Below are 26,461 nucleotides of genomic sequence, written 5' to 3'. Positions count from 1 at the left end.
ATGAAATGCGGGAGCCTGTGGATCGTAACTACGCTACTTGCGTCGTAGCAAGCCGGCCAGGAAGCTGGCGATGGCGAGCACGGCAAAGATGATGAAAAGGACCTTGGCGATCCCCACCGCGCTGGCGGCAATGCCACCGAAGCCGAACACGGCAGCGATGAGTGCGATGACCAGAAATACCACGGCGTAGTGCAGCATGCGGAACTCCTTCGAGGCTTCCCTCTTTGTGGTTTGAAACCATGCATCCAGGCGCATCGCTGAAGACGCGGCCCGGTGCCGGATGACACAGGACCCACCTTAAGGGCAGGGCCGCATCGGCCCTGTCAGCGACCGGGGCGGGGGTGCGTAGGAGGCGACCGAGTCGCCGCAGGCCCGGGACGTGAAGAAATGCCAGCGCCTGCGTCAGGCACCGCGCGACGCGGGGGTGTCGGGGCTCGCCGGCGTGCCGGCCTGCGGTGCCGGCTTCACCACCGGCAGCATCGCGGTGAGCCGCGTGCCCTGGCCGGGCGCCGAGGTGATGGTGAGCTTGCCGCGCGCCGCCTCGACCCGGTGGCGCATGCCCGCCAGACCGTGCGTCGACGGGCGCATGCGCTGCGCGTCGAAGCCCTTGCCGTTGTCGGCCACCTCCACGATCACGTGGTTGGCGTAGTTCTTCAGCACGATGGTGGCTTCGCTTGCCTCGGCGTACTTGCCGATGTTGGTCAGGCTCTCCTGCACCATGCGGTAGATCGTGAGCTGACGCGACTCGTCCATGGTCACCGGTTCCAGCGCCATCTCGATCTCCAGCCCCGAGCGCTCCCCGAACTCGCGCCCCAGGATTTCCAGCGAGGCGACCAGCCCGAGGTTGGAGAGCGACGAAGGCCGCAGGTCCTCGATGATGCGGCGCTTCAGCGCGATGCCGCTGTTGAGCAGCTCGGTCAGATGCTGCAGCCGCTGAATGGCGTCGGGCGAGTCGGCCAGCCGCGACTTCAGCCGCGCCACGTCGAGCTTGGCGGCCGTGAGCAGCGAGCCCAGCTCGTCGTGCAGTTCGCGCGCCAGGTAGCCGCGCTCGGTCTCACGCACGTCCTGCAGGTGGGTGGCGAGCTCGGCCAGCGAGGCGGTGCGCTCGCGCACCTCGTCCTCGAGGGCGTTGCGTTCGCGTTGCAGCGCCTCCTGCTGGCGCTCGCCCACGGAGCGCAGCGCGTGCGTCTGGCGCAGGTACAGGAAGAAGGCGATCAGCGCCGCGAGCGCCACGATGCCGGTGCCGACGCGCGCCAGCTGCAGCGACTTCATCACCTGCAGCTGGCCGGCCTGCAGCGTCGCGTTGCTGGTCTTCACCAGCTCGTTGGCGGTGGCGCGGATGGCTTCCATCTCCTCGCGCCCGACGTCGGTGGTCATGACGAACTTCCAGGCGTCCTCGTTGCCCTCGTGGCGCAGCCGCACGCTCATGTCCATCTCGGCGATCTTGCGCAGCACGTGCTTGGACAGCTCGGACAGCTGGGTGCGCTCGGCCGGGCGTTCGGCGTACAGCTGGCGCAGCGTGGCCAGGTTGCCGTCCACCTGCTTGACCGCGATGTCGTAGGGCTGGCGGTAGGCGGCTTCGCCCGTGAGCAGGAAGCCGCGCTGGCCGGTTTCGGCGTCCAGCATGTTCTGCAGGATCTGGTTGAGCGTGCCGCGGATCTGCTGCGCCTCGTCGATGTCCGCCAGGGCGCGGCTCGATTGCCGGTATCCTGCCTCGTTGATGCCCACGAGGGCCAGTGCGGCCAGCGCCGCGAGCAACAGGCTCACGGCCATTTTTTGGGGGGCTAACCAGTGCATGACACCCTTAGGGTCGCATTCAATGCAACTTCGTGAATAATTGATAACAATCAGGGACCGGCATGCTGCGGCTTCCAAAGCTGCGGCACAACGACGAAAGTAACAGATGATCAAAATTGGAATTGTGGACGACCACGCCATCGTGCGATCGGGCCTCCGGCAGTTCTTCTCCGAGCACGTGGACCTGCGCGTGGCGGGCGAGGCAGCGAGCGGCCGTGAAGCCATCGAGCTGGTACGCACCACCGAACTGGACGTGCTGGTGATGGATCTCTCCATGCCGGGACAAAGCGGTATCGATGCACTCGCCATGATCCGCGCCAAGGCGCCGGACGTGGGCATCCTGATCCTCAGCGGCTACCCCGAGGAGCACTACGCGATGAACCTGATCCGTCAGGGCGCCAGCGGCTACCTCAACAAGGAGTGCGATCCGATCGAGATCGTGAACGCCATTCGCACCATTTCGCTGGGCCGGCGCTACATCACGCCCGCCGTGGCCGAACTGCTGGCCCGCCAGCTCGACCGCAAGGACGACGCCGCGCCGCACGAGCAGCTCTCGGAGCGCGAGTTCCAGGTGTTCCTGAAGCTGGCCAAGGGCGAGACCGCCGGCGACATCGCCAAGACGCTGTCGCTGTCGGTGAAGACGGTGAGCACCTACCGCACGCGGCTGATGGAGAAGATGAACCTGTCCTCCAACAGCGACCTGACCTACTACGCGCTGAAGAACAAGCTCATCGATTGAGCTGCGCCTAGGCATCGCCGGGTGCGGACCGCAGCGCGGCGGCCTGGCGGATGCAGAAGTCGACCAATGCGTCGATCTCGTTCGACTTGTCGAACACCGCGTCGACCCCGAACTCGGCGCAGCGGCGCCGGATGTCGGGCGTCGCATAGTTGCTGAGCACCACCACCTTCTGGCCGGGCTTGCGCGACTGGCAGGCCTGAAGGATGCCCAGGCCACTCCCCTGCTTGAGAAAGAGATCGACGATGGCCAGGTGCCATTCGTCGGCATGGTCGCGCAGCCAGTCGCGCGCGTGCTGCTCGGTTTCCGCAAAGCCCACGACCGTGGTGCAGGTGAGCTCTTCCAGAGTGCCGATGAGGTTTTCACGGATCGTGGGGTTGTCTTCGACAACGTAGGTCTGCAATCTGGAATCCATGCCGAACCGCGCTTCCTCTGAGGTGGGCAGGTGCTCGTGTCCAAGCGCCCTGCGGAGGAGAGAGCCTGCCCATGGACATTGAGGCTTTCCCGCAGCGGATCATGCAGGGTTCAAGGGCCGCGCGTTGTAGGCGGGTTCTGACGCATGTGCAGGCGGCTGTCTCCACGCCGCCTCGCGCCCGCCCGTAGGCCAAGCCGCACGGGGTCTGCGGCCCGCCGCCGACCCGGTTCGGGCGCGCATCCGGGTAAGAATCGACCATGGCAACCCAATCCCTTCGCACCCGGCCGCGCTGGCAGAAGCTGCTGGCGGCCTTCGTGCTGCTGGTCGCCGTCCTGCTGACCGCGTTCGCGCTCCTCGTGGCCTTCTTTCCGTGGGACACGCTGCGCGAGCCGCTCAACCGCTTCGTGAGCGAGAAGACCGGGCGCAAGTTCGAGATCACCCGCCGGCTCGACGTGGACCTGGGCTGGAAAGCTGCCACCATCCACTTCGACGGCATCGAGTTCGCCAACCCCGACTGGGCGCGCGACCCCTACCTGGTGAAGGCCGAGCGCGCGAGCTTCGAGATCCGCCTGTGGCCGCTGATCGACAAGCGGGTGGTCATTCCGAGCCTGGCGCTGACCGCGCCCACCGTCGGCCTGCAGATGGAACCCGACGGGCGCCGCACCTGGGCCTTCGGCAAGGACACCTCCGACACCGGCACCGTGCCCACCATCGGCCTGATCCAGGTCGACAAGGGCGCCGTCGACTTCCTGGCCACGCACCTGGGCGTCGACGTGCACGCCGACCTGGACTACGACAGCAACCGCGGCGAGCTGCCGCTGCACTACCGCATCAAGGGCCGCTACAAGGGCCAGCCGCTCACGGCCGACGGGCGCACCGGCAACGTGCTGCAGATCAATGCCGCGGGCGCGCCGCCGTTCCCGCTCGAGATCAACGCCGCCGCCGGCCAGACGAAGCTGAAGGCCAGCGGCACCGTGGCCCAGCTCGCGGGCTTCGACGGCATCGACGCCACGTTCCAGGTCAAGGGTCAGACGTTGAGCGCGCTGTACCCGCTGCTGGGCATCGTGCTGCCGCAGACCCCGCCCTATGCGCTGAGCGGCGGGCTGCGCAAGCGCGGCAAGCTCTGGGAGGCGGCGGGGCTCAACGGCCGGCTGGGCCTGTCGGACATCGGCGGCGACATGGCCTTCGACCAGGCCGGCAAGGTGCCGCGCCTGTCGGGCACGCTGCGCTCGCGCGTCATGGACATGGACGACCTCGGCCCGCTGATCGGCCTGCCGCCCACGGCGCGTTCCGCCAACGCGGTGGAAGGCGTGGCGCCCGTCGCCTCGGCCCAGCCCAAGCGCCCGCCTGGCGGCAAGGTGCTGCCGACCAACCCCTTCGACTTCGCGCGGCTGCACGCCATGAACGCCGACGTGAGCTACACCGCCGAAACCATCCGCAACGTGCGCGAGGTGCCGCTGGACCGCGGCAGCGCCAAGATCAAGCTGACCGACGGCGTGCTGTCGCTCGACCCACTGGACCTGGGCGTGGCCAACGGCAAGCTCGTGGGCGCGATCCGCATCGACGCCACCAAGACGCCGGCCGACATCCGCGCCTCGCTCGACGTGCGCGGGCTGCGGCTGGCGCGGCTGATTCCCAAGCTGGAGAACTCGGGCAACAGCGTCGGCCGGCTCGACGGGCGCATCAACCTGTCGGGCGCCGGCAATTCGGTGGCCAGCTGGCTCGGCGGCGCGTCGGGCGACATGGCGGTGCTGTCGGGCCGTGGCCAGTTCGGCAACCTGATGCCCGTGTTCGCGACGCTGGTGGGCGGTGACATCCTGAAGTTCCTGCTGCGCGGCGACCGCGACGTCGAGCTGCGCTGCGCCGCGCTGGCCTTCGACGTGAACAAGGGCGTGATGAACGGGCGCACGCTGGTGCTGGACACCACCAACGCCGTCTTCACCGCCACCGGCCAGGCCAACCTCGCGACCGAGACGCTGGACTTCGTGATCCGGCCCGAGCCCAAGAGCGCGAGCTTCCTGTCGCTGCGCACGCCACTGGTCGTGAGCGGCACCTTCGGCGCGCCCAAGGGCGGCGTCGAGATCGGGCCGCTGGCCGGCCGCGGCCTGGCGGCGCTGGCGCTGGGCGCCATCAACCCGCTGCTGGCGCTGGCCGCGACCATCGAGACCGGCCCCGGCGAGAACGCCGACTGCACGGGCGTGCTGGCACTGGCGAACCGGCCCACGGCCGGGGCCGCCGCGCGCGGTGCGGCGCGGGCCAAGGGGGCTCGCCAGCCTTAACGAAAGAAAGAAGAGGGCAGGCGGGCGCTCAGGCGCCGGCCTGGGGCCGCTGCGCGCAGACGCTGCAGTGCGGGTCGCGCGAGACGCGCAGCGTGTCGAAGCCGGTGCTGCGCCCGTCGAACATCAGCAGCTTGCCCGCCAGCGACGGGCCGATGCCGGCCAGCAGCTTGAGCGCCTCGCTGGCCTGCAGCGTGCCGATGGTGCCGACCACCGGGCCGAACACGCCGAGCACCGCGCAGCGCGTTTCCTCGAAGCTGGCCTCGGGTGGGAACAGGCAGGCGTAGCAGGGGCAGGCCGCGTCGCGCGTGTCGTAGACGCTCAGCTGGCCGTCGAAGCGGATCGCCGCGCCCGCCACCAGCGGTTTGGCATGCGCCACGCAGGCGCGGTTCACGGCCTGCCGCGTGGCGAAGTTGTCGCAGCAGTCGACCACCACGTCGGCCTCAGCCACGAGCCGCGACAGCAGCGCCTCGTCGGCGCGCACGGCGTGGGTCTCGATGGCGATGCCGGGGTTGATGTCGCGCATGGCCTGCGCGGCCGATGCGACCTTGGGCTGGCCCACCCGCGCCTGGGTGTGGGCGACCTGCCGCTGCAGGTTGGTGAGATCGACCTCGTCGTCGTCGACCAGCACGATGTGGCCGACTCCCGCTGCCGCGAGGTACAGGGCCACCGGCGAGCCCAGCCCGCCGGCGCCGATGACGAGCACCCGCCCGGCACTGACGCGCGCCTGGCCGTCAATGCCGAATTCTTCGAGGAGGATGTGCCGCGAATAGCGCAGCAGGTCGTGATCGTCCATGCGCGCCTGCCTGGGCCTGTGCGGGGGAGGGGAAAACGCCGGTGGCGCGAACCGCACGGTGCGTGCGGCCCGCTCGCCGGGATCAGTTTTCCTTCTTCTCGTCCTTGTTGTCGACGATGACCTGCGTCTTGCTGACGAGCACCGGTTGGCCCTTCAGGCGGTTGAGCGCCTGCACCAGCGGGAAGTCCTTGTCGGTGCCGAACTCGGGCACCTTGCGGTCCTGCGGCGGCTTCTTGGCTTCTTCCTCGAGGCGCTTGCGGGCTTCGTCGCGGGCCTTTTCACGCTCGGGGTCCTTCACCTCGGGGCCCTGGCCGCTGGCCAGGTGCTTCTCGAGGTCGGCCTCGCGCATGCGCAGCGCGGCGAAGGGGCTGCCCTCGGCGCTTTCGTCGACCAGCACGTTGGGCACGATGCCCTTGGCCTGGATCGAGGTGCCGCTGGGCGTGTAGTAGCGCGCGGTGGTGATCTTCAGGCCGGTGTCCGGGCCGAGCGGGCGCACGGTCTGCACCGAGCCCTTGCCGAAGGTCTGGCTGCCCATGATGGTGGCGCGCTTGTGGTCCTGCAGCGCGCCGGCCACGATCTCGCTGGCCGAGGCCGAGCCTTCGTTCACCAGCACCACCAGCGGTACGTTCTTGAGCGCTGCCGGCAGGTTGCGCAGCGGGTCGCTGCCCGAACGGCGCTGGTAGTACTCGGGCGCCGCCTTGTAGATCGACTTGCTTTCGGCTAGCTGGCCGTCGGTGGTGACCACCGTGACGTTCTCGGGCAGGAAGGCCGCCGACACCGCCACCGCCGCGTCGAGCAGGCCGCCCGGGTCGTTGCGCAGGTCGAGCACCAGGCCCTTGAGGTTCGGGTCTTCCTTGTAGAGCTCCTCGATCTTCTTGACGAAGTCGTCGACCGTGCGCTCCTGGAACTGCGACAGGCGGATCCAGCCGTAGCCCGGCTCGATCATCTTGCCGCGCACCGACTGGGTACGGATTTCCTCGCGCGTGATCGTGACCGGGAAGGTGCGGCTCTCGTCCTTGCGGAAGATGGTCAGCAGCACCTTGGTGTTGGCCTCGCCGCGCATGCGCTTGACGGCTTCGTTCAGCGACAGGCCGCGCACGGCGGTGTCGTCGATCTTGGTGATCAGGTCGTTCGGCTTCAAGCCGGCGCGGAAGGCCGGCGAGCCCTCGATGGGGGAGACGACCTTGATGAGGCCGTCTTCCTGCGAGATCTCGATGCCCACGCCGACGAAGCGGCCGGTGGTGCCCTCGCGGAATTCCTTGAAGGACTTCTTGTCGAAGTACTGCGAGTGCGGATCGAGCCCGGCGACCATGCCCGAGATGGCGTCCGAGATGAGTTTCTTCTCGTCGACCGCTTCGACATAGTCGCTCTTGACCATCCCGAAGACGGCCGCGAGCTGCTGCAACTCCTCGAGCGGGAGCGGCGCGAGCGAACCCCGCGCGACCGTCTGCAGCGAGACGGTGGTCAGGACGCCAGCAACGGCGCCGGCGGCGACCCAGCCGGTGATCTTCAGTTTCTGGCCCATCATGAGTGAAATGTCCTGTATGTCGACGGCTGTCGAACCAATATACACAGCTTGGAAGCAAATTGCCTGCCGGGGTTCCACGGAGGAACCGGCAGGCGGGGTTTTCTTCTTTTGCTTACGTCTTCAGCCCTTGCCCTGCGAAGCCACCGCGGCGGCGGCCTTTTCGGCGGCCGCGGCATCGCCCAGGTAGTAGTGGCGCAGGGGCTTGAGGTCGTCGTCCAGCTCGTACACGAGCGGGATGCCGTTCGGGATGTTCAGGCCGACGATGGCGTCGTCCGAGATGCCGTCCAGGTACTTCACCAGCGCGCGGATCGAGTTGCCGTGCGCGGCCACGACCAGGCGGCGACCGGTGCGGATGGCCGGGGCCATCGATTCGTTCCAGAACGGCAGCACGCGCGCCACCGTGTCCTTCAGGCATTCGGTCAGCGGGATCTGCTCGGGCGACAGCTTGGCGTAGCGCACGTCGGAGCGCTCGCTGCGCGGGTCGTCCGCTTCCAGCGGCGGCGGCGGGGTGCTGTAGCTGCGGCGCCAGACCAGCACCTGCTCGTCGCCGTACTTCTTGGCCGTTTCGGCCTTGTTCAGGCCCTGCAGGCCGCCGTAGTGGCGCTCGTTCAGGCGCCAGGAGTGCACCACGGGCAGCCAGGTGCGGTCGAGTTCGTCGAGCGTGTGCCAGAGGGTGCGGGTGGCGCGCTTGAGCACGCTGGTGTAGGCCACGTCGAAGTCGTAGCCCTCGGCCTTGAGCAGCCGGCCGGCCTGCTTGGCCTGCTCGACGCCGGTCTCGGTCAGGTCGACGTCGGTCCAGCCGGTGAAACGGTTTTCGAGATTCCAGGTCGATTCGCCGTGGCGGATCAGTACCAGTTTGTGCATGTCGGAGGCCTTTGGCAGCGCGTGGGAAAACCAGCATTCTAAAATCCCGGGTTTGCCATCCAAGGAACCCCCGTGAAATTGATCGAATTCGTCACCGCGAACTGGATGCTGATCCTGATGGCGCTCACCTCGGGCGGCATGCTGGCCTGGCCGATGCTCCGGGGTGCGGGCGGTGGCACGCTCACGGCCCAGGGCGCCGTGCAGCTCATCAACCGCGAACGCGCGGTGCTGGTCGACGTGCGCGAACCCGAAGAATTCGCGACCGGCCACATGATCGGTGCCAAGAACGTGCCCCTGAACCTGCTGGACGAGAAGCTGGCCAGTACGGTCAAGAACAAGAACGTGCCGCTGCTGCTGGTGTGCGCCACCGGCGCCCGTGCCCAGCGCGCCGTGGCCACGGCCAAGAAGCTCGGTTACGAGCAGGCCCAAGCCGTCGCTGGCGGGCTCAAGGCCTGGAAAGAGGCTAACCTGCCGGTTGAAAAAGCCTGATTCTTCCCAAGGTAGAGCGCATGCAAGCCGTCAAGATGTACACCACCGCCGTCTGCCCGTACTGCACGCGTGCAAAGCAGATCCTCAAGGCCAAGGGCGTCGAGCAGATCGAAGAGATCCGCATCGACACCGACCCGCAAGCCCGCACCACCATGATGGAGATCACCCAGCGCCGCACGGTGCCGCAGATCTTCATCGGCGATACCCACGTGGGCGGCTGCGACGACCTCATGGCCCTGGACAGCCGCGGCGGCCTGGTCCCGCTGCTGCAAGGCGCCTGAAGCTCCGCGCGGCCGGGCGTCACGAAAGTGCGCGGGCCGTCGGGCGATAATCGTTTGTTCCCTCATCTGCAGCCCGCTGCGGGACCCTCTCCCCGGCGGGCATTGTTTTGATCCTCGAAAGTTCAGCCATGGCCGACCAGCAAGCCCAAGATCCCGTGTTCCAGATCCAGCGCGTCTACCTCAAGGACCTGTCGCTCGAACAACCCAACTCGCCCGCGATCCTGCTGGAGCAGACCCAGCCCACCGTCGACATCCAGCTCGGCGTGGACGCCCAGCCCGTGGCCGACGGCATCTTCGAGATCACCGTGTCGGCCACCGTGCAGACCAAGATCGAAGACCGCACCGTGTTCCTGGTCGAAGCCAAGCAAGCCGGCATCTTCGAGATCCGCAACCTGCCGGAAGACCAGATGGGCCCGATCCTGGGCATCGCCTGCCCGCAGATCGTCTACCCGTACCTGCGCGGCAACGTGGCCGACGTGATCCAGCGCGGCGGCTTCCCGCCCGTGCACCTGGCCGAAATCAACTTCCAGGCCATGTACGAGCAGCAGCAAGCCCAGGCCGCCGGCCAGGCTGCCCCGACCCTGGCCCAGTAAACCGGCCGCACGACGCCGCCAGCGCACGATGAAGATCTGCGTTCATGGCGCCGGTGCCTGGGGCACGGCCGTCGCAGTCAACGCGGCGGCCCGCCACGAGGTCACGCTGTGGGCGCGCGACGCCGCCCAGGCCGACGCCATGTCGGCCGCGCGTGAAAACACCCGCTACCTTCCCGGGCTGGCCCTGCCGGCCTCGCTGACCGTGCGCGCGGGCGACATCGCCCAGGCGCAGGCCGGGGCCGACCTCGTCATCGTGGCCACGCCCATGGCCGCCCTGCGCGACCAGCTGCTCGCCCTGCGCGGCACCAGCGCCCAGGTGGCGTGGCTGTGCAAGGGCGTCGAGCCCGCGCTCGATGCCTCTCCCACCACCTACGGCCTGCTCGCCCACGAGATCTGGGCCCAGGTCGCCCCCGAACTGAAGGCGGGCGTGCTCAGCGGCCCCAGCTTTGCGCAGGAGGTCGCCGAAGGGCGTCCGACCGCGCTGGTGGCCGCCAGCCCGCACGCCGGCGTGCGCGATGCGCTGGTCGACGCCTTCCACGGCCCGGCCCTGCGCGTGTACGCCAACGACGACATCGTCGGCGTCGAAGTCGGCGGTGCCGTCAAGAACGTGCTCGCCATCGCCACCGGGCTGTGCGACGGCCTCGCGCTCGGGCTCAACGCCCGCGCGGCGCTGATCACCCGCGGCCTGGCTGAAATGACCCGCTTCGGCTTGGCGCTCGGCGCCCGCGCCGACACCTTCATGGGCCTGTCGGGCCTGGGCGACCTCGTGCTGACCGCCACCGGCGACCTGTCGCGCAACCGCAAGGTCGGGCTGCTGCTGGCCCAGGGCCGCACGCTGGCGCAGGCCGTCGATTCGCTGGGCCACGTGGCCGAGGGCGTGTACTGCGCCCGCACCGTGGTGCAGCGCGCGCGCGGCCTGGGCATCGAGATGCCCATCGCCGAAGGCGTGGTCGCGCTGCTCGACGGCCAGGTGAGCCCGCGCGATGCCGTGGCGGCGCTGACCGGGCGCGATCCGGTGCCGGAATCGGTGCAAGCCGGTTCGGCTCCCCGCCACTCCTCCTGAAAAATTAGAGATTCCAGAGACATGAGCCCTCGCTTTGATTTCTCGGCGTCGGCCGTCGCCGCGCTGGCCGAGTCCGACGTCGCCCGCGCCCTGCAGGAAGACGTCGCCGACGGCGACCTGACCGCCTCGCTGGTCGACGCCTCCCGCACCGCCCATGCCCGCGTGCTCGCGCGCGAAACCGCCGTGGTGTGCGGCGCGCCCTGGGTCGAGGCCACCGTGCGGCGACTCGATCCGCAGGCGCGCATCACCTGGCTGTGCGGCGAGGGCCAGCGCTGCGCCGCCGACCAGCCCGTGCTCGAAATCGAAGGCGGCGCCCGCGCGCTGCTGACGGCCGAGCGCACCGCGCTCAACTTCCTGCAGCTGCTGAGCGCCGTCGCCACCAAGACCGCGCTGTACGCCGACGCTGTGAAGGGCACCCGTGCCCGCATCGTCGACACCCGCAAGACCCTGCCGGGCCTGCGCCTGGCGCAGAAGTACGCGGTGCGCACCGGCGGCGGGCTGAACCACCGCATCGGCCTGTACGACGCGGTGCTCATCAAGGAAAACCACATCGCCGCGGCCGGTGGCGTGGCCGCCGCCCTGCGCGCGGTGGCGCCCGTGGCCGCGCAGGCCGCCTTTGTCGAGGTCGAGGTCGAGACCCTGGCCCAGCTGCAGGAAGCGCTGGACGCCGGCGCCCGCATGGTGCTGCTCGACAACATGGACCTGCCCACGCTGCGCGAGGCCGTGCGCCTGAACGACGCCGTGGGCGAGGGCCGCAAGGCCGTGCTCGAGATCTCCGGCGGCGTCACGCTCGACGGCCTGCGTGCCCTGGCCGAGACCGGTGTCGACCGGATCTCGATCGGCGCGTTGACCAAGGACGTGAAGGCCATCGACTACTCGATGCGCTTCCTGACCCACTGAACCGCCATGACGACCGCTTCCGTCATCGATGTCGACTACGAGCAGCCCGCGCAAGGCGCGGTCTGCGACACGCGCCACGCCTGGGCCCGCGTGCCCCCCGAGCCTTCGCCCGACGAGCGCGTTGCGCTGAAGGAGCGCATCCGCCGCCTGCTGCGCGAGCGCAATGCGGTGATGGTGTCGCACTTCTACGTGCACCCCGACCTGCAAGATTTGGCCGAGGAAACCGGCGGCATCGTGAGCGATTCGCTCGAGATGGCGCGCTTCGGCCGCGACCACGCCGCCACCACGCTGGTGGTGTCGGGCGTGCGCTTCATGGGCGAGACCTCGAAGATCCTCTCGCCCGAAAAGCGCGTGCTGATGCCCGACCTGGACGCCAACTGCTCGCTCGACCTGGGCTGCCCGGTCGACGCCTTCAGCGCCTTCTGCGACGAGCATCCCGACCGCACCGTGGTGGTCTACGCCAACACCAGCGCGGCCGTGAAGGCGCGCGCCGACTGGCTCGTCACCTCCAGCTGTGCGCTCGACGTGGTGAACGCGCTGCACGCGGCCGGCCAGAAGATTCTCTGGGGGCCCGACCGCCACCTGGGCGACTACATCCGCCGCCAGACCGGCGCCGACATGGTCAGCTGGAACGGCGCCTGCATCGTGCACGACGAATTCAAGGCGCTCGAACTCGAGCTGCTCATGAAGGAGCACCCGAAGGCCAAGGTGCTGGTGCACCCCGAGTCGCCCTCGGACGTGATCGCGCTCGCGCACGCGGTGGGCTCCACCTCGGCCATCCTGAACGCGGCGCAGCGCTTCGACGCGACCGAGTTCATCGTCGCGACCGACACCGGCATGCTGCACAAGCTGCGCACGCTGAACCCCGGCAAGACCTTCATCGAAGCGCCCACGGCGGGCAACGGCGGCACCTGCAAGAGTTGCGCGCACTGCCCGTGGATGGCGATGAACGGGCTGGTCGAGCTGGCGAATGCGCTGGAGACCGGCGCGGGCGAGATCCACGTCGATCCGGCGCTGGGCGTGCGTGCCCGCGTGCCGATCGACCGCATGCTGGCGTTCACCGCCGGGCTGAAGAACGGGCAGGCGCCGGGCAGCCTGGTGGCCGGCATCGGCGCCGCCTGACCGGCGGCTAGAAGTCCACCGTACAGCTGTCGCCCAGCGCCTCGCGCCACACGCGCACGCGCGCCAGCGACGGCCGCAGGTCGGGCAGTGCGTCGGCGATGAACACGCACAGGTTTTCCAGCGTCGGCGGATGCAGCCCCGGCACATCGTCCAGCAGGTGGTGGTCGAGCTGTTCGCGCACGTCCTCGAGCCGGCGGCGCAGCAGGCCCAGGTCGATCACCATGCCCGTCACCGGATCGCGTTCGCCCGCCAGCCACACCTCCGCGTGGTAGGTGTGGCCGTGAATGCGGCGACTGCCTTCGACCTCGATCTCGCGTTTGAGCGTGTGGGCGGCGTCGAAGAAGAAGCGTTGGCTGATGGTGAAGCGCATCGTCAAGAAAAAGAAACTCGAAACTAAAAAGGGGCCGCCGCGTCAGCGGATGCCCGTGATCTTGTGGGTCTGCACGCTCAGGCGCCACACCGGCTGCTTCATGCATTCGGCGATGCACAGCTCGGTGTTGGCGAGCCGGTCGGGCCCGTCCATCGGCTGCAGGAAGCGGTGCGTGAATTCGCCCGTGCGCGCCATTGCATCGAGGTCGATGCCGGCCTGCGGCCACACCAGCTTCAGCTCCTGGCCGCGCTGCTGCACCCACGGCGCACCGGCCTTGGGGCTGATGCACAGCCAGTCGATGCCCGCGGGCGCGACGACCGTGCCGTTGCTCTCGACCGCGATGCGGAAGTGCCGCGCGTGCAGCGCATCGACCAGCGCCGCATCGACCTGCAGCAGCGGCTCGCCACCGGTGAGCACCACCAGCCGGTGCGCGGTGTCGCCGGCGGGCCATTGCGCGGCGATGGTGTCGGCGAGCAGGTCGGCGTTCTTGAACTTGCCGCCCAGCGTGCCGTCGGTGCCGACGAAGTCGGTGTCGCAGAAACGGCAGACGGCCGTGTCGCGGTCTTCCTCGCGGCCGGTCCAGAGGTTGCAGCCGGCGAAGCGGCAGAACACGGCCGGCATGCCGGCCTGGCCGCCTTCGCCCTGCAAGGTATAGAAGATTTCCTTGACGCTGTAGGTCATGTGGCGAGCGGGGTGTCGATTTCGAGGTTGTCGATGAGCCGCGTGCTGCCCAGCCGCGCGGCGGCCAGGGCCACGAGCGCATCGCCGGGTTGCGGCGCCTGCAGGTCGGCGCGGCGGCGCAGCACCACGTAGTCGGGCTGCCAGCCGCGCTGCACGAGCGACTGCATGGCGCGCGCCTCGAGGGCGGCCACGTCGCGCTCGCCGGCGCGCACGGCTTCGGCCATGGCTCGCAGCGCCTTCGACAGCTGCACGGCCTCGGCGCGCTCGGTGGCGCTCAGGTAGCCGTTGCGCGAGGAGAGCGCCAGGCCGTCGTCGGCGCGGAAGGTCTCGCCGCCCACGATCTCGATGGGCAGCGCGAACTGCCGCACCATGTGGCGGATCATCATGAGCTGCTGGTAGTCCTTCTTGCCGAACACGGCCACGCGCGGCTGCACGCACTGGAACAGCTTCATCACCACCGTGCACACGCCGATGAAGAAGCCGGGGCGGAAGTGCCCTTCGAGCAGGTCGGCCAGCGCCGGGTCGGGGTGCACCTTGCAGGTCTGGGGCTCGGGGTAGAGCGCCTTCTCGTCGGGCGCGAACAGCACGTCGCAACCGGCGGCGCGCAGCTTCTCGCAGTCGCTGTCCCAGGTGCGCGGGTAGGTGTCGAAGTCTTCGTGCGGCAAAAACTGCAGGCGGTTCACGAAGATGCTGGCCACCGTGGCGTCGCCCAGCGGCTTGGCCTGGCGCACGAGCGCGAGGTGGCCCTCGTGCAGGTTGCCCATGGTGGGCACGAAGGCGGGGCGCTGGCTGGAAGACAGGTGCTGGCGCAGTTCGTCGATGGTCTTGGCGATGTACATGGTCGGTGTCCTTCTGTGCTTACCAGGCGTGGAGGCGGTCGTCGGGGAAGCTGCCGTTCTTCACGGCCTGCACGTAGGCCTGCAGCGCGGGCAGCACGCCCGGCGCGTCGGCCATGAAGTTGCGCACGAACTTCGGCATCTTCCCGAGGTTGATGCCCAGCATGTCGTGCAGCACGAGCACTTGGCCCGCGGTGCCCTTGCCGGCGCCGATGCCGATGGTGGCGCAGCGGGTCAGCTCGGCCGTGAGTTCGGCGGCCAGCGCGGCCGGCACCATCTCGAGCACCAGCATGGCCGCGCCCGCGTCCTGCAGCGCGTGGGCCTGCTGCTTGAGCAGCGCGCCGGCGGTGTCGCCCTTGCCCTGCACGCGGTAGCCGCCGAGCGCATGCACGGTCTGCGGCGTCAGGCCCAGGTGGGCGCACACGGGAATGCCGCGCTCGACCAGGAAGCGCACCGTTTCGGTGGTCCAGCCGCCGCCTTCGAGCTTGACCATGTGCGCGCCGGCCTGCATCAGCACGGTGGCGCTGGCCAGGGCCTGCTCGCGCGACTCCTGGTAGCTGCCGAAGGGCAGGTCGGCGATGAGCCAGGTCGTGCCCTGCACGCGGCGCAGGCCGCGCGAGACGCTGTCGGTGTGATAGCGCATGGCTTCCAGGCTCACGCCCACGGTGCTGTTCAGTCCCTGGCAGACCATGCCCAGCGAGTCGCCGACCAGCAGGCAGTCGATGCCGGCCGCGTCGGCCATGGCTGCGAAGGTGGCGTCGTAGGCAGTGAGCATGGCGATCTTTTCGCCGCGCGCATGCATGTCCGCCAGCCGCGGCAGGCTCACGGGCTTGCGCTGCGCCAGGGGCGAGGCGGGCGGCAGCGTGCCGTAGGGCGTGGCGGCCGGGGCTTCGGACGGTGGGGTGGTTGAGGTAGGGGTGTTCGACATGGTTGGCTTTCTCCCTGCGGGCGTCGGTGGCCGGGCATCCTGAGGGTGATCGAAAGGTGACGAAGGGTGGGCTCAGTCGACCGGCGGCACCAGCACGGTGGGTGCGGTGGGCTCGGCCAGCGAAGGGTAATCGCGACTGAAATGCAGGCCACGGCTCTCGTGGCGGGCCTGCGCGGAACGCACGATCAGCTCGGCCACCTGCACCAGGTTGCGCAGTTCGAGCAGGTCGCGCGTGACGTGGAAGTTCGCGTAGAACTCCTGGATCTCGGCCTGCAGCAGCGCGATGCGATGGCTCGCGCGCTCCAGGCGCTTGTTGGTGCGCACGATGCCGACGTAGTCCCACATGAAGCGGCGCAGCTCGTCCCAGTTGTGGGAGATGACCACGGCTTCGTCGGCGTCGGTGACGCGGCTTTCGTCCCAGGCGGGCAGCGCGGCGCGTTCGCGCGACGGGGCTTGCGCGATGGCGTCGGCCGCGGCGCGCGCAAACACCATGCACTCGACCAGCGAGTTGCTGGCCAGCCGGTTGGCACCGTGCAGCCCGGTGCAGGCGGTTTCGCCGATGGCGTACAGGCCCGGGATGTCGGTGCGACCGGCCAGGTCGCTGAGCACGCCGCCGCAGGTGTAGTGCGCGGCGGGCACGACGGGAATCGGCTCGCGCGTGATGTCGATGCCCAGCTCCAGGCAGCGCGCCAGGATGTTGGGGAAGTGCTCCTTCAGGAACGCGGGCGGCTGGTGCGAGATGTCGAGGTACACGCAATCGAGCCCGTGCTTCTTCATCTCGAAGTCGATGGCGCGGGCCACCACGTCGCGCGGCGCGAGTTCGGCGCGCTCGTCGTGCTTCGGCATGAAGCGCGTGCCATCGGGCAACTTGAGCAGGCCGCCTTCGCCGCGCACCGCCTCGCTGATCAGGAACGACTTGGCGTGCGGGTGGTACAGGCAGGTCGGGTGGAACTGGATGAACTCCAGGTTCGACACCCGGCAGCCCGCGCGCCAGGCGGCGGCAATGCCGTCGCCGGTGGCGGTGTCGGGGTTGGTCGTGTACAGGTACACCTTGCCCGCGCCGCCCGTGGCCAGGATGGTGTGCGGTGCGCGGAAGGCCAGCACCTCGTCGGTCTCGTCGTCCAGCGCGTACAGGCCCTGGCACGACGGATCGGCCAGCCCGAGCTTGGTGCCGGTGACCAGGTCGACCAGCGTGTGGTGCTCGAACAGCGTGATGTTGGGCGTGCGGCGCACGCGCTCGATCAGCACCTGCTGCACGGCCGCGCCGGTGGCGTCGGTCACGTGCACGATGCGGCGCTGGCTGTGGCCGCCTTCGCGCGTCAGGTGCAGGTCGCCGCCTTCTTCGGAGAAGGGCACGCCCAGTTCGCGCAGCCAGCCGATGGCCTGCGGCGCGCCTTCGACCACGAAGCGCGTGGCCTCGGGGTCGCACAGGCCGGCGCCGGCCACCAGCGTGTCTTCCACGTGGGCGTCGAAGCTGTCGCCCGCCGCCAGCACGGCCGCGATGCCGCCCTGCGCCCAGGCGCTGGAGCCGTCGTTCAGCGCGCGCTTGGTGAGCACGGCCACGCGGTGCGTGGGGGCCAGGTGCAGCGCGGCGGAGAGGCCTGCGAGGCCGCTGCCGACAATGAGGACGTCGAAGTCGCGAACGGCGGAAGTCACAGGCGTGGGAACCGGTTGGGTCAGGCCGGCGAGTAGGCCAGTCGGACGTAGATGGGGGCGAAGGCCTCGGCCTGCGTGATGTCGATCAGCGTCTCCTTCGCGAGCTCGAGCATCGCGATGAAGGTGACGATCAGCACCGGCACGCCGCGCGAGACGTCGAAGAGCTTCTCGAACTCGACGAAGCGCTGGCCCTGCAGGTGGCGCAGCACGATGCTCATGTGCTCGCGCACGTTGAGCTCTTCGCGCGAGATCTTGTGGTGCTGCACGAGCTTGGCGCGCTTCATGATGTCGGCCCAGGCGTCGCGCAGCTCGACCACGTCGACGTCGGGGAAGCGCGGCTTGATCGACTGCTCGATGTAGACCTGCGCCTTCCAGAAGTCGCGCCCGTAGGTCGGCAGCGCGCTGATGGCGGCGGCCTGCAGCTTGGTCTGCTCGTACTCCATGAGCCGGCGAACCAGCTCGGCGCGCGGGTCTTCGGCCTCTTCGCCGTCGGCCACCTTCTTGGGCGGCAGCAGCATGCGCGACTTGATCTCGATCAGCATCGCGGCCATCAGCAGGTATTCGGCCGCGAGCTCGAGGTTGGTCTGGCGGATCTCGTCGACGTAGCTCAGGTACTGCCGCGTCAGGCCCGCCATCGGGATGTCGAGGATGTTGAAGTTCTGCTTGCGGATCAGGTACAGCAACAGGTCCAGCGGGCCCTCGAAGGCCTCCAGGAAGACCTGCAGCGCCTCGGGCGGGATGTACAGGTCCTTCGGCATCGCGAACAGCGGCTCGCCGTAGAGCCGGGCCAGGGCGACCTGGTCGACGACCTCGGGCATGCTGGCCACGATCGTGCCGTTGTCCTCGTCTGCGCTCATGAGGAAGTTGCTATCAACTTAATAGCTGTGCGCGCAGGCTGGGCGGCGGGATGCCGGATGGGCACCATTCACTTGGGTTGGGTCTGGTAGACGTACGGCTGCATCGGCACGCGCGCTTCGCTGTACTCCTCGAGCAGGCTGCGGTCGAGGTGCTTGTCCCACAGCAGGGCGCGGCCGGCGCGCTGTTCGGATTCCAGCGTCGGCTTCTTTTGCTTCATCTCCTCGATGAAGTTCGTGATCTCGGAGGTGTAGTGGGGGCGGCGGAAGATGGACATAGACTGGACCTTTATCGCTCGAATTTTACCGGGGACGGCATGCAACGATTTCAGAAGGGCCGGATCGGCCTCGTGGCAGGACTGCTGGCGGCGCTGATCGGGCTCGCGGGCTGCGATCCGCAGCGCATCAGCGAGCTCGAAGAGGGCGTCTCGACCGAGGCCGACGTGCGCGCGCGTTTCGGCGAACCCGAGAACGTCTGGGACGTGCCCAACGGCCGCGTGCTGGAGTTCAACCGCCAGCCGCAGGGCCAGAAGAACTACATGATCACCATCGGTGCCGACGGCAAGATGAGCGCGCTGCGCCAGGTGCTCACACCCGAGAACTTCGCCAAGGTGCAGCCCGGCATGATGATGGAAGACCTGCGCAAGCTGCTGGGCAAGCCGGCCAAGGTCACGCCCTATGCGCTCAAGCGCGAGACCGAATGGGAATGGCGCTGGGTGCAGCCACCGAATTCGTCGATGGTCTTCACCGCCACGCTGAACGACGACCAGCGCGTGGTGCGCAGCGGGTCGTCGCCCGACCGGGGCACCGAAGCGCCGTAACAGCTACGCGCCGTGCGACGCGCCGGGCTGGCCCGTCGTCAATTCCTCGGCAAAGCCTGAACGCTCCAGCACCTCGAGCGGCTGCGGCTGCAGCGACTCGATGCGCAGCAGCCCGTCGCGCGCCAGCACCGCCCGGTGCAGCTGCCGCAGCGCATCGACGCCGGTGGCGTCGATGTAGATCAGGTGCGTGGCGTCCAGCACCAGCGTCATGCCGCGCGGCGCGCGCTCCGCGGCGTTCACTGCTTCGTCGAGCTTGGCCGCTGCGCCGAAGAACATCGCGCCGTACAGCCGGTAGGTGAGCACCGGCGGCTGCAGCGTCACGAGTTCGACGCTGAACAGCCCGCTCATGCGCCGGATGAAGAGCGCGCACGCCAGCACGATGCCCACCTGCACCGCCACCGTGAGGTCGAACACCACCGTGAGGAAGAAGGTGCCGAGCATCAGCAGGCGGTAGTGGCGGCTGAAGTGGCGCAGCTGGCCGGGTGTGAACTCGCGCCATTCGCCCATGTTCAGCCCCACGAACACCAGGATGCCCGCCAGCACCGCGAGCGGCACATGGCGTGCCAGCGGCGCCGCCAGCAGCACCACGACCAGCAGCGTGACCGCATGCACGATGCCCGCGATGGGCGAGCTGCCGCCGGAGCGGATGTTGGTCACGGTGCGCGCGATGGTGCCCGTGGCCGGCATGCCGCCGAAGAAGGGCGTGACCAGGTTGGCGATGCCCTGCGCCATCAGCTCCTGGTTCGGGTCGTGGCGCGGCTGGCCGCTGACCTGGTCGGCCACGCGCGCGCACAGCAGCGACTCGATGGCGCCGAGCAGCGCGATGGTCAGCGTCGGCGTCACCAGCTGCTTGACGGTCTCCCACGAAAAATCGGGCAGCGCGAAGGCCGGCACGCCCTCGGGAATGCCGCCGAAGCGCGTGCCGATGGTCTCCACTGGCAGCGCGAAGCCCCACGACACCAGCGTGAGCGACACCAGCGCGACGATCGGCCCCGGGATGCGCCCGACCATCTGCACCGGGCGCGTCTGCACCCAGCGCCCGCCCACGCGCTGCACCGCCCGCGCCAGCGCCGAGTCGCCGCGAAACAGCCGCGACCACGCCAGCAGCCCGAGCACGCAGGCCAGCCCGAGCGCGAAGGCATGCGGGTTGAAGGTGTCCAGCCGCAGCGCCATCGCGTGCAGCTGCGAGAACACGTCGGCTGGCATGCGCTCCACCGTGAGGCCCAGCAGGTCTTTCAGCTGCGACAGCAGGATCAGCACCGCGATGCCGTTGGTGAAACCCACCACGATCGACAGCGGCACGAAGCGCACCAGCCGCCCGAGCCCGAACAGCCCCGCCATGAACAGCAGCACGCCCGCGCAGGCGGTGGCGATCAGCAGGTTGGCCACGCCGTAGCGCTCGACGATGCCGTAGACGATCACGATGAACGCGCCCGCCGGCCCACCGATCTGCACGGCCGAGCCGCCCAGCAGCGAGATCAGGAAGCCCGCGATGATCGCCGTCCAGATGCCGGCCTCGGGCTTGAGCCCCGAGGCGATGGCGAAGGCCATGGCCAGCGGCAGCGCCACGATGCCCACCGTGGCGCCCGCGCCCAGGTCCCCCAGGAACCGCCCCCGGTCGTAGCCGGCCATCGTGTCCAGCAGGCGGGGGCGAAAGCGGGTGAGGTTCAGCGGCGACGACATGTGCGGTCATTGTGGCCCGGCCGTCGCGGCGGCCCGGCGATTTCCCGGCGGTGAGTACTTTCAGTCAGCTTATCGGCGGCGAGGCTGAAAGATACATTTTTGACGTTTAGAAACAAACGTCAATGAGGTCGCCCATGCACATCCTGCTCGTCGCGAGCGCGTTCAACAGTCTCACGCAGCGCGTGCTGGCCGAGCTTCAGGACCGGGGCCACACAGCCGGCGTCGTGCTGGCGCTCGGCGACGACGAGGCGCTGCGCGAAGCGGTGCGCCAGCATGCGCCCGCACTCGTCATCGCGCCGATGCTGACCACGGCGATTCCCGAGGACGTCTGGCGCGCCCACACCTGCCTGATCGTGCACCCGGGCCCGCCCGGCGACCGGGGCCCGTCCTCGCTCGACCGGACGCTGCAGGGCGGCGTCGACAGCTGGGGCGTCACCGTGCTCGAGGCCGTGGCCGAGATGGACGCGGGCGATGTCTGGGCCTGGTCGCCGCTGAAGGTGCCGCCGCAGGCAGGCAAGAGCGACCTCTACCGCGGCGAGGTGGCCGATGCCGCCGTCGACGCCGTGCTGCTGGCCGTCGAGCGTTTCGCCTCGGGCACCTACAAGCCGAAGCGGCAGAAGGCGGCCGACCTCGCCGCCGGCTGGCGGCCCTTCATGAAGCAGGCCGAGCGCCGCATCGACTGGGCCACGCAGACCACCGAATCGGTGCTGCGGCAGCTGCGCGCGGCCGATTCGCAGCCCGGCGTGCTCGACGAGTTGCTGGGTGCGCCGTGGTACCTGCACGGCGGCCATGCCGAGGACGAGCTGCGCGGCACGCCCGGCGAACTGATCGCCACCCGCGCCGGCGCCGTCTGCCGCGCCACCGTCGACGGCGCGGTCTGGCTCACCCAGCTGCGGCCCTGGCGCGAGCCGGGTTCCGGCCTGCCGAGCTACAAGCTGCCGGCCGTCGAGGCGCTGGGCGCGCGGCTGCCCGCCGGCCTGCCCGAGGTGGTCGCGCCGCTCGAGCTGCCCGCCGGCCGTCGCACCTGGACCGACATCCGCTACCGCGAGCATGGGCCGGTCGGCGTGCTGAACTTCTCGTTCGCGGGCGGGGCCATGAGCACCGCGCAATGCCGGCGTCTGCTGGCTGCCTACCGCTTCGCCTGCACCCGTCCGACCTCGGTGCTGGTGCTCGGCGGGCTGCGCGACTTCTTTTCCAACGGCATCCACCTCAACGTGATCGAGGCGGCGGCCGATCCGGCCGAAGAGTCATGGGCCAACATCCACGCCATGAACGACCTGGTCGAGGCCGTGCTCACGACCACCGACCGCCTCACCGTGGCCGCGCTGGGCGGCAATGCCGCGGCCGGCGGCGTGATGCTCGCGCTCGCGGCCGACGAGGTGTGGTGCCGCGACGGCGTGGTGCTCAACCCGCACTACAAACTCATGGGCCTGCACGGCTCCGAATATTGGACCTACAGCCTGCCGCGCCGTGTGGGCGCCGACGAGGCCGCGCGGCTCACCCAATCGGCGCTGCCCGTGAGCGCCAAGCGCGCGGTGGCGCTGGGCCTGGCGCAGCGCGTGCTGCAGGCCGCGCCGGAAGAACTGGGTGACGAGGTCGGCCGGCTGGCCGCGCAACTGGCGGCATCGCCGGACCTGGCCGCGCGCCTGGCGGACAAGCAGGCGGCGCGTGCCCGCGACGAAGCAGCCAAGCCACTTCAGGCCTACCGCGACGAGGAACTGGCGCACATGCGGCGCAATTTCTTCGATCCGGCCGAGCCGCACGCGACGCTGCGTTCGGCTTTCGTGCGCAAGGAGAAAGCACAGCACACGCCCGCGCACCTCGCGGCGCTGGGTCTGCCGCGCTAAGAGCGGGGAACGATCAGTCCTTGCTGTCGGGAATCACCGCGTCGGCCGTCGCGCCCACCACCTTGCCGGTGATGCGCGCGGTGCCGATGGCGGCATCGGCCGCGAGGCCGACCGCGCCGGCGCCCACGCTCACGGCGGTGCTCGCGACGCTGACCACCGCGCAGCCGCTCAGCAGCAGCGCACCCGCGAGGCCGAGCGCGGAAAGGACGAGGGGGCGGAGGCGGTCACTGCGTTGCATGGGCGGATTCTGCACCCGCAGCGCTGGATCGGGCGAGCGACGCCAGGATCGCCTCGCGGTCCTGGTCCAGCCGTGGCGGTTGCCGCCGCACCTGCGTGCGCAGCCCGCCGACGTGCACCGGGTTGCCCGCCACCGTGAGCGGCTGGCCGCCCTGCGTGCGCACCTGCACCAGCATCTCGCGGGCCTGCACCTGCGGGTCGTTCACCACCGCCGCCACGTCGTTGTAGTCGCCGGTGGGGATGTTGTGCTGCATCAGCAGCGCCTGCCAATGCGCGCAAGGCGCGGTCGACAGGCGCTCTTCGAGCAGCTGCTTGAGCGCCTCGTGGTGCTGGCAGCGCGCCGGGTTGGTGGCAAAGCGCGCGTCCCCGGCGAGCGCGGGCAGCTCGAGCGCGGTGCACAGGCGCTGGAACAGCGCGTCGTTGCCCGCCGCGATCACGAACCAGCCGTCGGCCGCGCGGAACACGTCGAAGGGCGTGATCGACGGGTGCCGCGAGCCGATCGGCCCCGGCGCGCGGCCCTCGGCCTCCATGCGCGAGATCGCGTTCTCGAGCAGCGCGACCTGGCAGTCGAGCATGGCCACGTCGACCCGGTCCCCCAGCCCGGTGCGCCCGCGCTGCAGCAGCGCGGCCTGCGTGCCGACGGCCGCGTACAGCCCGGCGCCCAGGTCGCCGATCGACACGCCCACGCGCGTCGGCGGCGCGCCGGGGTGGCCGGTGAGGCTCATGATGCCGCCCATCGCCTGCACCACCATGTCGTAGGCGGGGCGCCTGCTGTACGGGCCGGTCTGGCCGAAGCCCGAGACCGAGGTGAACACCAGTTTCGGAAAGCGCGCGTGCAGCGTCGGCCAGTCGTAGCCCAGCTTTTCCATCGTGCCGGGCCGGAAGTTCTCGACCAGCACGTCGGCCGTGGCCAGCAGCTGCTCGAAGACTGCGCGGTCGGCCGGCGCCTTCAGGTCGAGCGCGATCGACTCCTTGTTGCGGTTGACCGACATGAAGTAGGCCGAGTCGCCCTCGACGAAGGGGCCGATCTGCCGCGCGTCGTCGCCCAGGCCGGGTTGTTCCACCTTGATGACGCGCGCGCCCAGGTCGGCGAGCAGCAGCGTGCAGTACGGGCCCGCGAGCACGCGCGTGAGGTCGATGACGGTGAAGCCCTGCAGCGGGCCTGCCTTGGGTGCGTGCGGGGTCATTCGACGCTCGCGCCCGAGCGCTCGGTGAGTTCCTTCGACTTCGCGCCTTCGGCCAGGGCCCAGGCGCGGAATTCGGCCAGCGACTTCGACGGCGCCGACTCGTTGCCCGACTTCTCCATCCGCGCCTTGACCTCGGGGTCGTTCAGCGCCGCCACGCTGGCGTCGAACAGCTTCTGCGCCACCTCCGGCGGCAGGCCGGCCGGGCCGAAGAGGCCGAACCAGAAGGTGTAGTCGTAGCCCTTCACGCCGGCCTCGGCCACGCTGGGCACGTCGGGAAAGAGCGGCGAGCGCTGGCCCGAGGTGACGGCCAGCACGCGCAGCTTCTGGCCCTGTGCCATCGGCAGCACCGAGGGCGGCGTGCCGAAGGTGAGCTGCACGTCGCCAGCGGCCACGGCCTGGATCGACGGCGCGCCGCCCTTGTACGGCACGTGCAGCATCTGCACGCCGGCCGCCTTCTCGAACGAGAGGCCGGCCAGGTGCGTCACCACGCCGGCGCCCGACGACGAGTACGCCAGCTTGCCGGGGTTCTGCCGCGCCTCGGCGATCAGCGCCTGCACGGTCTTGGCGCTCACGTCCTTGTTCACCGCGAGCAGCATCGGCGCGGAGCTCCAGCGCGAGATCGGCACGAAGCTCTTCGCGCCGTCGTACTTCACGCTCTTGTAGAGCAGCTTGTCGCTGCCGTAGAGGTTGGCGCTGCCCAGCAGCAGCGTGTAGCCGTCGGGCGCGGCGCGCGCGACCTGGTCCGACGCGATGGTGGTGCCGGCGCCCGGCTTGTTGTCGATGACGATCGGCTGGCCGAGCAGCTTGCCCAGCTTGTCGCCGACGATGCGCGCCACGGTGTCGGCGCCGCCGCCGGCGGGGAAGCCCACCAGCAGCGTGATCGGGCGCGAGGGATAGGTGTCGGCCAGTGCGCCGGCCGAGGCCAGCAGCGCGGCGGCGGCGAACGAGAGGGCTCGCAGTTCTTGCTTCATGGGTTTGTCTCCTGGGTCTTGTCTAGGGAAGGGCGGGCGCGCTCAGCGGCCCTGGAACAGCGGCGTGCGCTTCTCGCGCCAGGCCCGGCCGCCCTCGGCGAGGTCTTCGGAGGCGACGGTGCGCTGCACCTCGCGCGAGATCGCGGCCGCGTCGGCGGTGCCGCGCGCGATCTGGTTCAGGTGCTTCTTCATGCCCAGCAGCGCCAGCGGCGCCATGCCCGCGAGCACGGTGCGCAGGCGCTGCACCTCGGTGTCGAGCGCGGCGGCGTCGTCGACCAGCTGCGTGAGAAAGCCGCAGTCGCGCATGGCGGCGCCATCGAGCTTCTCGGCGGTGAGGAAGAGGCGCTTGGCTGTGTCCAGCCCCAGCCGCGACACGTAGCGTTCCATGCCGCTCTGGTAGTAGTGCAGGCCGAGCCGGGCGGCCGGCATGAACATCTCGGCGCTGCGGGCGCCCACGCGGAAGTCGCAGGCCAGCACGAGGTCGGTCGCGCCGCCGTAGACGCCGCCGTGCACCGCCGCGATGGTGACGGCGCGGCAGTTTTCGAACACATCGACCATCTCGCCGAAGCTGCGGCCCTCGGTCTGGCTCTGGGTGGCCACTTCTGATATATCAAATCCGCTGCAGAAGTACTTGCCCTCGGCGCGCAGGACCAGCACCAGCACCTCCGGCGTGCGGTTCACTGTGTCCACATGCTGGATCAGCATGGGAAGATCGTCCGGCGTGAGCTTGTTGGCGGCCTGGGGACGGTGCAGCGTCAGGTAGGCCACGTGGCCGTCGATCGCGAGGGTGGGGGACATTGATGTACCAAACAGATGAATTGATATATCTGTAAGGTTAGCTAATATCCAGATCGCCATGCAACCCGCGAAAACCCTCGACACCCACAGCCTGCAGGACCGCATCCGCGCCCGGCTCGAACAAGACATCCTGGGCGGCGTGCTGTCGCCCGGCATGGCCATCGACGAAAAGGCCCTGGCCCTGAGCTTCAACACCTCGCGCACGCCGGTGCGCGAGGCGCTGCTGCTGCTCAGTGCGCGCGGGCTGGTCGATATCGTTCCGCGCACCGGCATCTACGTGCGCCAGCTGCGGGCGAACGAACTGGTGGCGATGATGGAAGCGCTCGGCGAGCTCGAAGGCGTGCTGGCGCGGCTGGCCGCGCTGCGCATCGGCCCGGCGCTGCGCGAGGAACTGCTGCGCGCCCTGGCCGGCACCGCCGCGCAGGCGCAGGCGGACGACGCCGAGGCCTACCAGCAGGCCAACGCCGCGCTGCACGACGTGATCTACCGCGCCAGCGGCAACCCCTTCATCGTGGAGCAGGCGCAGACCGTGCGGCTGCGCATCTCGGCCTACCGCGGGCGGATGTTCGAGAAGCCCGGCCGGCTCGCCGCTTCACAGCGGGAGCACGAACGGGTGGTCGAGTGGATTCTGAAAGGCCACGCGGACAACGCCGCGGAGGCGATGCGCGACCACATCTCGGTGGGCGGCAAGGTGTTCGCCGACCTCGTGTTGAACAACAAGTTCGGCTAGTT

The 26,461-nt window shown here is 69.5% G+C and carries 29 protein-coding genes; 11 read left to right on the top strand and 18 right to left on the bottom strand.

Annotation, left to right across the window (positions count from 1 at the left end):
- Positions 1-33 precede the first annotated feature (33 nt).
- Positions 34-198, bottom strand: coding sequence for a DUF1328 domain-containing protein (locus AC07O4_RS18200; protein ID WP_070063586.1), 165 nt, complete (start codon positions 196-198; stop codon positions 34-36).
- A gap of 204 nt (positions 199-402) precedes the next feature.
- A complete protein-coding gene (locus AC07O4_RS18195; RefSeq protein WP_062477077.1) occupies positions 403-1,773 on the bottom strand; it encodes a CHASE3 domain-containing protein in 1,371 nt (456 codons plus the stop codon).
- 130 nt (positions 1,774-1,903) lie between these two features.
- Here AC07O4_RS18195 and AC07O4_RS18190 point away from each other — a divergent pair, with 130 nt between their 5' ends.
- A complete protein-coding gene (locus AC07O4_RS18190) occupies positions 1,904-2,536 on the top strand; it encodes a response regulator (protein ID WP_007837167.1) in 633 nt (210 codons plus the stop codon).
- A 7-nt stretch (positions 2,537-2,543) separates the two neighbouring features.
- Here the strand turns inward: AC07O4_RS18190 and AC07O4_RS18185 are convergent, their stop codons facing one another.
- Entirely contained in the window at positions 2,544-2,948 is a 405-nt protein-coding gene (locus AC07O4_RS18185; RefSeq protein WP_095743933.1) for a response regulator, read from the bottom strand.
- Between the two features lie 257 nt (positions 2,949-3,205).
- Here AC07O4_RS18185 and AC07O4_RS18180 point away from each other — a divergent pair, with 257 nt between their 5' ends.
- The gene (locus AC07O4_RS18180; protein ID WP_495305280.1) at positions 3,206-5,227 is read left to right on the top strand and encodes an AsmA family protein; all 2,022 of its coding nucleotides are present in this window, start codon (positions 3,206-3,208) and stop codon (positions 5,225-5,227) included.
- 28 nt (positions 5,228-5,255) lie between these two features.
- Here the strand turns inward: AC07O4_RS18180 and AC07O4_RS18175 are convergent, their stop codons facing one another.
- The 3 genes from AC07O4_RS18175 to gpmA all read right to left on the bottom strand — a co-directional run bounded on the left by AC07O4_RS18175 (position 5,256) and on the right by gpmA (position 8,412).
- A complete protein-coding gene (locus AC07O4_RS18175; protein ID WP_495305279.1) occupies positions 5,256-6,020 on the bottom strand; it encodes a HesA/MoeB/ThiF family protein in 765 nt (254 codons plus the stop codon).
- Positions 6,021-6,102: 82 nt separating this feature from the next.
- The gene (locus AC07O4_RS18170; protein WP_062477129.1) at positions 6,103-7,545 is read right to left on the bottom strand and encodes a S41 family peptidase; all 1,443 of its coding nucleotides are present in this window, start codon (positions 7,543-7,545) and stop codon (positions 6,103-6,105) included.
- Positions 7,546-7,668: 123 nt separating this feature from the next.
- On the bottom strand, positions 7,669-8,412 hold the full coding sequence (gene gpmA / locus AC07O4_RS18165) for a 2,3-diphosphoglycerate-dependent phosphoglycerate mutase (protein ID WP_013543140.1): 744 nt from the start codon (positions 8,410-8,412) through the stop codon (positions 7,669-7,671).
- A gap of 105 nt (positions 8,413-8,517) precedes the next feature.
- Between gpmA and AC07O4_RS18160 the strand changes: the two genes are divergently transcribed.
- From AC07O4_RS18160 to nadA, 6 genes are all read left to right on the top strand, one after another.
- Positions 8,518-8,901, top strand: a complete 384-nt coding sequence (locus AC07O4_RS18160) for a rhodanese-like domain-containing protein (RefSeq protein ID WP_370681259.1) — start codon at positions 8,518-8,520, stop codon at positions 8,899-8,901.
- A 20-nt stretch (positions 8,902-8,921) separates the two neighbouring features.
- Entirely contained in the window at positions 8,922-9,182 is a 261-nt protein-coding gene (gene grxC / locus AC07O4_RS18155) for a glutaredoxin 3 (RefSeq protein WP_062477087.1), read from the top strand.
- A 128-nt stretch (positions 9,183-9,310) separates the two neighbouring features.
- Positions 9,311-9,775: a protein-export chaperone SecB gene (gene secB / locus AC07O4_RS18150; protein WP_056578332.1), complete on the top strand. Its 465-nt coding sequence runs from the start codon at positions 9,311-9,313 to the stop codon at positions 9,773-9,775.
- 28 nt (positions 9,776-9,803) lie between these two features.
- Positions 9,804-10,838, top strand: a complete 1,035-nt coding sequence (locus AC07O4_RS18145; RefSeq protein WP_495305278.1) for an NAD(P)H-dependent glycerol-3-phosphate dehydrogenase — start codon at positions 9,804-9,806, stop codon at positions 10,836-10,838.
- 21 nt (positions 10,839-10,859) lie between these two features.
- Positions 10,860-11,738, top strand: a complete 879-nt coding sequence (nadC, locus tag AC07O4_RS18140) for a carboxylating nicotinate-nucleotide diphosphorylase (RefSeq protein ID WP_487847817.1) — start codon at positions 10,860-10,862, stop codon at positions 11,736-11,738.
- A 6-nt stretch (positions 11,739-11,744) separates the two neighbouring features.
- The gene (gene nadA / locus AC07O4_RS18135) at positions 11,745-12,860 is read left to right on the top strand and encodes a quinolinate synthase NadA (RefSeq protein WP_369631694.1); all 1,116 of its coding nucleotides are present in this window, start codon (positions 11,745-11,747) and stop codon (positions 12,858-12,860) included.
- Positions 12,861-12,867: 7 nt separating this feature from the next.
- Here the strand turns inward: nadA and AC07O4_RS18130 are convergent, their stop codons facing one another.
- The 7 genes from AC07O4_RS18130 to AC07O4_RS18100 all read right to left on the bottom strand — a co-directional run bounded on the left by AC07O4_RS18130 (position 12,868) and on the right by AC07O4_RS18100 (position 18,463).
- The gene (locus tag AC07O4_RS18130) at positions 12,868-13,230 is read right to left on the bottom strand and encodes a 6-carboxytetrahydropterin synthase (protein WP_369631695.1); all 363 of its coding nucleotides are present in this window, start codon (positions 13,228-13,230) and stop codon (positions 12,868-12,870) included.
- Between the two features lie 42 nt (positions 13,231-13,272).
- Positions 13,273-13,911, bottom strand: a complete 639-nt coding sequence (queE, locus tag AC07O4_RS18125; RefSeq protein ID WP_495305277.1) for a 7-carboxy-7-deazaguanine synthase — start codon at positions 13,909-13,911, stop codon at positions 13,273-13,275.
- Entirely contained in the window at positions 13,908-14,750 is an 843-nt protein-coding gene (gene panC, locus AC07O4_RS18120) for a pantoate--beta-alanine ligase (protein ID WP_495305276.1), read from the bottom strand. The genes queE and panC overlap by 4 nt, the downstream gene beginning before the upstream one ends.
- Before the next feature lie 19 nt (positions 14,751-14,769).
- Positions 14,770-15,675, bottom strand: a complete 906-nt coding sequence (panB, locus tag AC07O4_RS18115; RefSeq protein WP_495305275.1) for a 3-methyl-2-oxobutanoate hydroxymethyltransferase — start codon at positions 15,673-15,675, stop codon at positions 14,770-14,772.
- Positions 15,676-15,747: 72 nt separating this feature from the next.
- Positions 15,748-17,331: an L-aspartate oxidase gene (gene nadB / locus AC07O4_RS18110; protein ID WP_062477111.1), complete on the bottom strand. Its 1,584-nt coding sequence runs from the start codon at positions 17,329-17,331 to the stop codon at positions 15,748-15,750.
- Positions 17,332-17,351: 20 nt separating this feature from the next.
- Positions 17,352-18,188, bottom strand: a complete 837-nt coding sequence (locus AC07O4_RS18105; RefSeq protein ID WP_056578351.1) for a segregation and condensation protein A — start codon at positions 18,186-18,188, stop codon at positions 17,352-17,354.
- Between the two features lie 68 nt (positions 18,189-18,256).
- Positions 18,257-18,463: a DUF3460 family protein gene (locus AC07O4_RS18100; protein ID WP_070061458.1), complete on the bottom strand. Its 207-nt coding sequence runs from the start codon at positions 18,461-18,463 to the stop codon at positions 18,257-18,259.
- A gap of 39 nt (positions 18,464-18,502) precedes the next feature.
- Here AC07O4_RS18100 and AC07O4_RS18095 point away from each other — a divergent pair, with 39 nt between their 5' ends.
- A complete protein-coding gene (locus AC07O4_RS18095) occupies positions 18,503-19,006 on the top strand; it encodes a hypothetical protein (protein WP_062477116.1) in 504 nt (167 codons plus the stop codon).
- Positions 19,007-19,009: 3 nt separating this feature from the next.
- On the opposite strand, the gene AC07O4_RS18090 is transcribed toward AC07O4_RS18095, so the two are convergent.
- Positions 19,010-20,689, bottom strand: a complete 1,680-nt coding sequence (locus AC07O4_RS18090) for a SulP family inorganic anion transporter (protein WP_495305274.1) — start codon at positions 20,687-20,689, stop codon at positions 19,010-19,012.
- A gap of 134 nt (positions 20,690-20,823) precedes the next feature.
- On the opposite strand from AC07O4_RS18090, the gene AC07O4_RS18085 reads away from it, so the two are divergent.
- Complete coding sequence (locus AC07O4_RS18085; RefSeq protein ID WP_495305273.1) at positions 20,824-22,536, top strand: hydrogenase maturation protein; 1,713 nt, start codon at positions 20,824-20,826, stop codon at positions 22,534-22,536.
- A gap of 13 nt (positions 22,537-22,549) precedes the next feature.
- Here the strand turns inward: AC07O4_RS18085 and AC07O4_RS18080 are convergent, their stop codons facing one another.
- The 4 genes from AC07O4_RS18080 to AC07O4_RS18065 are packed head-to-tail and all read right to left on the bottom strand — an operon-like array spanning position 22,550 to position 25,729.
- Entirely contained in the window at positions 22,550-22,774 is a 225-nt protein-coding gene (locus AC07O4_RS18080; protein WP_095949340.1) for a hypothetical protein, read from the bottom strand.
- Positions 22,761-23,960, bottom strand: a complete 1,200-nt coding sequence (locus tag AC07O4_RS18075) for a CaiB/BaiF CoA transferase family protein (protein WP_495305272.1) — start codon at positions 23,958-23,960, stop codon at positions 22,761-22,763. The genes AC07O4_RS18080 and AC07O4_RS18075 overlap by 14 nt, the downstream gene beginning before the upstream one ends.
- On the bottom strand, positions 23,957-24,931 hold the full coding sequence (locus AC07O4_RS18070) for a Bug family tripartite tricarboxylate transporter substrate binding protein (protein ID WP_062478940.1): 975 nt from the start codon (positions 24,929-24,931) through the stop codon (positions 23,957-23,959). The genes AC07O4_RS18075 and AC07O4_RS18070 overlap by 4 nt, the downstream gene beginning before the upstream one ends.
- A 42-nt stretch (positions 24,932-24,973) precedes the next feature.
- Positions 24,974-25,729: an enoyl-CoA hydratase/isomerase family protein gene (locus AC07O4_RS18065; RefSeq protein ID WP_495305271.1), complete on the bottom strand. Its 756-nt coding sequence runs from the start codon at positions 25,727-25,729 to the stop codon at positions 24,974-24,976.
- A gap of 58 nt (positions 25,730-25,787) precedes the next feature.
- On the opposite strand from AC07O4_RS18065, the gene AC07O4_RS18060 reads away from it, so the two are divergent.
- Positions 25,788-26,459, top strand: coding sequence for a GntR family transcriptional regulator (locus AC07O4_RS18060; RefSeq protein ID WP_062478945.1), 672 nt, complete (start codon positions 25,788-25,790; stop codon positions 26,457-26,459).
- Positions 26,460-26,461: the final 2 nt, after the last annotated feature.

The sequence above is a fragment of the Variovorax sp. GW821-FHT09D04 genome, assembly GCF_059416405.1.
Note: the sequence above shows the minus strand (reverse complement) of the source record. Positions and strands in the feature narration are given on the sequence as shown.

What these genes read in the sequence shown, in the direction of transcription:
- grxC (WP_062477087.1), top strand. Translation starts at nt 8,922, where the DNA reads ATGCAAGCCGTCAAGATGTACACCACCGCCGTCTGCCCGTACTGCACG.
- AC07O4_RS18090 (WP_495305274.1), bottom strand. Translation starts at nt 20,689, where the DNA reads ATGTCGTCGCCGCTGAACCTCACCCGCTTTCGCCCCCGCCTGCTGGAC.
- panC (WP_495305276.1), bottom strand. Translation starts at nt 14,750, where the DNA reads ATGTACATCGCCAAGACCATCGACGAACTGCGCCAGCACCTGTCTTCC.
- AC07O4_RS18185 (WP_095743933.1), bottom strand. Translation starts at nt 2,948, where the DNA reads ATGGATTCCAGATTGCAGACCTACGTTGTCGAAGACAACCCCACGATC.
- AC07O4_RS18060 (WP_062478945.1), top strand. Translation starts at nt 25,788, where the DNA reads ATGCAACCCGCGAAAACCCTCGACACCCACAGCCTGCAGGACCGCATC.
- nadC (WP_487847817.1), top strand. Translation starts at nt 10,860, where the DNA reads ATGAGCCCTCGCTTTGATTTCTCGGCGTCGGCCGTCGCCGCGCTGGCC.
- AC07O4_RS18200 (WP_070063586.1), bottom strand. Translation starts at nt 198, where the DNA reads ATGCTGCACTACGCCGTGGTATTTCTGGTCATCGCACTCATCGCTGCC.
- AC07O4_RS18190 (WP_007837167.1), top strand. Translation starts at nt 1,904, where the DNA reads ATGATCAAAATTGGAATTGTGGACGACCACGCCATCGTGCGATCGGGC.
- nadA (WP_369631694.1), top strand. Translation starts at nt 11,745, where the DNA reads ATGACGACCGCTTCCGTCATCGATGTCGACTACGAGCAGCCCGCGCAA.
- AC07O4_RS18180 (WP_495305280.1), top strand. Translation starts at nt 3,206, where the DNA reads ATGGCAACCCAATCCCTTCGCACCCGGCCGCGCTGGCAGAAGCTGCTG.
- AC07O4_RS18070 (WP_062478940.1), bottom strand. Translation starts at nt 24,931, where the DNA reads ATGAAGCAAGAACTGCGAGCCCTCTCGTTCGCCGCCGCCGCGCTGCTG.
- AC07O4_RS18075 (WP_495305272.1), bottom strand. Translation starts at nt 23,960, where the DNA reads ATGACCCCGCACGCACCCAAGGCAGGCCCGCTGCAGGGCTTCACCGTC.
- AC07O4_RS18175 (WP_495305279.1), bottom strand. Translation starts at nt 6,020, where the DNA reads ATGGACGATCACGACCTGCTGCGCTATTCGCGGCACATCCTCCTCGAA.
- panB (WP_495305275.1), bottom strand. Translation starts at nt 15,675, where the DNA reads ATGTCGAACACCCCTACCTCAACCACCCCACCGTCCGAAGCCCCGGCC.
- AC07O4_RS18085 (WP_495305273.1), top strand. Translation starts at nt 20,824, where the DNA reads ATGCACATCCTGCTCGTCGCGAGCGCGTTCAACAGTCTCACGCAGCGC.
- AC07O4_RS18095 (WP_062477116.1), top strand. Translation starts at nt 18,503, where the DNA reads ATGCAACGATTTCAGAAGGGCCGGATCGGCCTCGTGGCAGGACTGCTG.
- AC07O4_RS18130 (WP_369631695.1), bottom strand. Translation starts at nt 13,230, where the DNA reads ATGCGCTTCACCATCAGCCAACGCTTCTTCTTCGACGCCGCCCACACG.
- gpmA (WP_013543140.1), bottom strand. Translation starts at nt 8,412, where the DNA reads ATGCACAAACTGGTACTGATCCGCCACGGCGAATCGACCTGGAATCTC.
- AC07O4_RS18105 (WP_056578351.1), bottom strand. Translation starts at nt 18,188, where the DNA reads ATGAGCGCAGACGAGGACAACGGCACGATCGTGGCCAGCATGCCCGAG.
- secB (WP_056578332.1), top strand. Translation starts at nt 9,311, where the DNA reads ATGGCCGACCAGCAAGCCCAAGATCCCGTGTTCCAGATCCAGCGCGTC.
- AC07O4_RS18145 (WP_495305278.1), top strand. Translation starts at nt 9,804, where the DNA reads ATGAAGATCTGCGTTCATGGCGCCGGTGCCTGGGGCACGGCCGTCGCA.
- AC07O4_RS18195 (WP_062477077.1), bottom strand. Translation starts at nt 1,773, where the DNA reads ATGGCCGTGAGCCTGTTGCTCGCGGCGCTGGCCGCACTGGCCCTCGTG.
- queE (WP_495305277.1), bottom strand. Translation starts at nt 13,911, where the DNA reads ATGACCTACAGCGTCAAGGAAATCTTCTATACCTTGCAGGGCGAAGGC.
- AC07O4_RS18160 (WP_370681259.1), top strand. Translation starts at nt 8,518, where the DNA reads ATGCTGATCCTGATGGCGCTCACCTCGGGCGGCATGCTGGCCTGGCCG.
- AC07O4_RS18065 (WP_495305271.1), bottom strand. Translation starts at nt 25,729, where the DNA reads ATGTCCCCCACCCTCGCGATCGACGGCCACGTGGCCTACCTGACGCTG.
- AC07O4_RS18080 (WP_095949340.1), bottom strand. Translation starts at nt 22,774, where the DNA reads ATGCAACGCAGTGACCGCCTCCGCCCCCTCGTCCTTTCCGCGCTCGGC.
- AC07O4_RS18100 (WP_070061458.1), bottom strand. Translation starts at nt 18,463, where the DNA reads ATGTCCATCTTCCGCCGCCCCCACTACACCTCCGAGATCACGAACTTC.
- AC07O4_RS18170 (WP_062477129.1), bottom strand. Translation starts at nt 7,545, where the DNA reads ATGGGCCAGAAACTGAAGATCACCGGCTGGGTCGCCGCCGGCGCCGTT.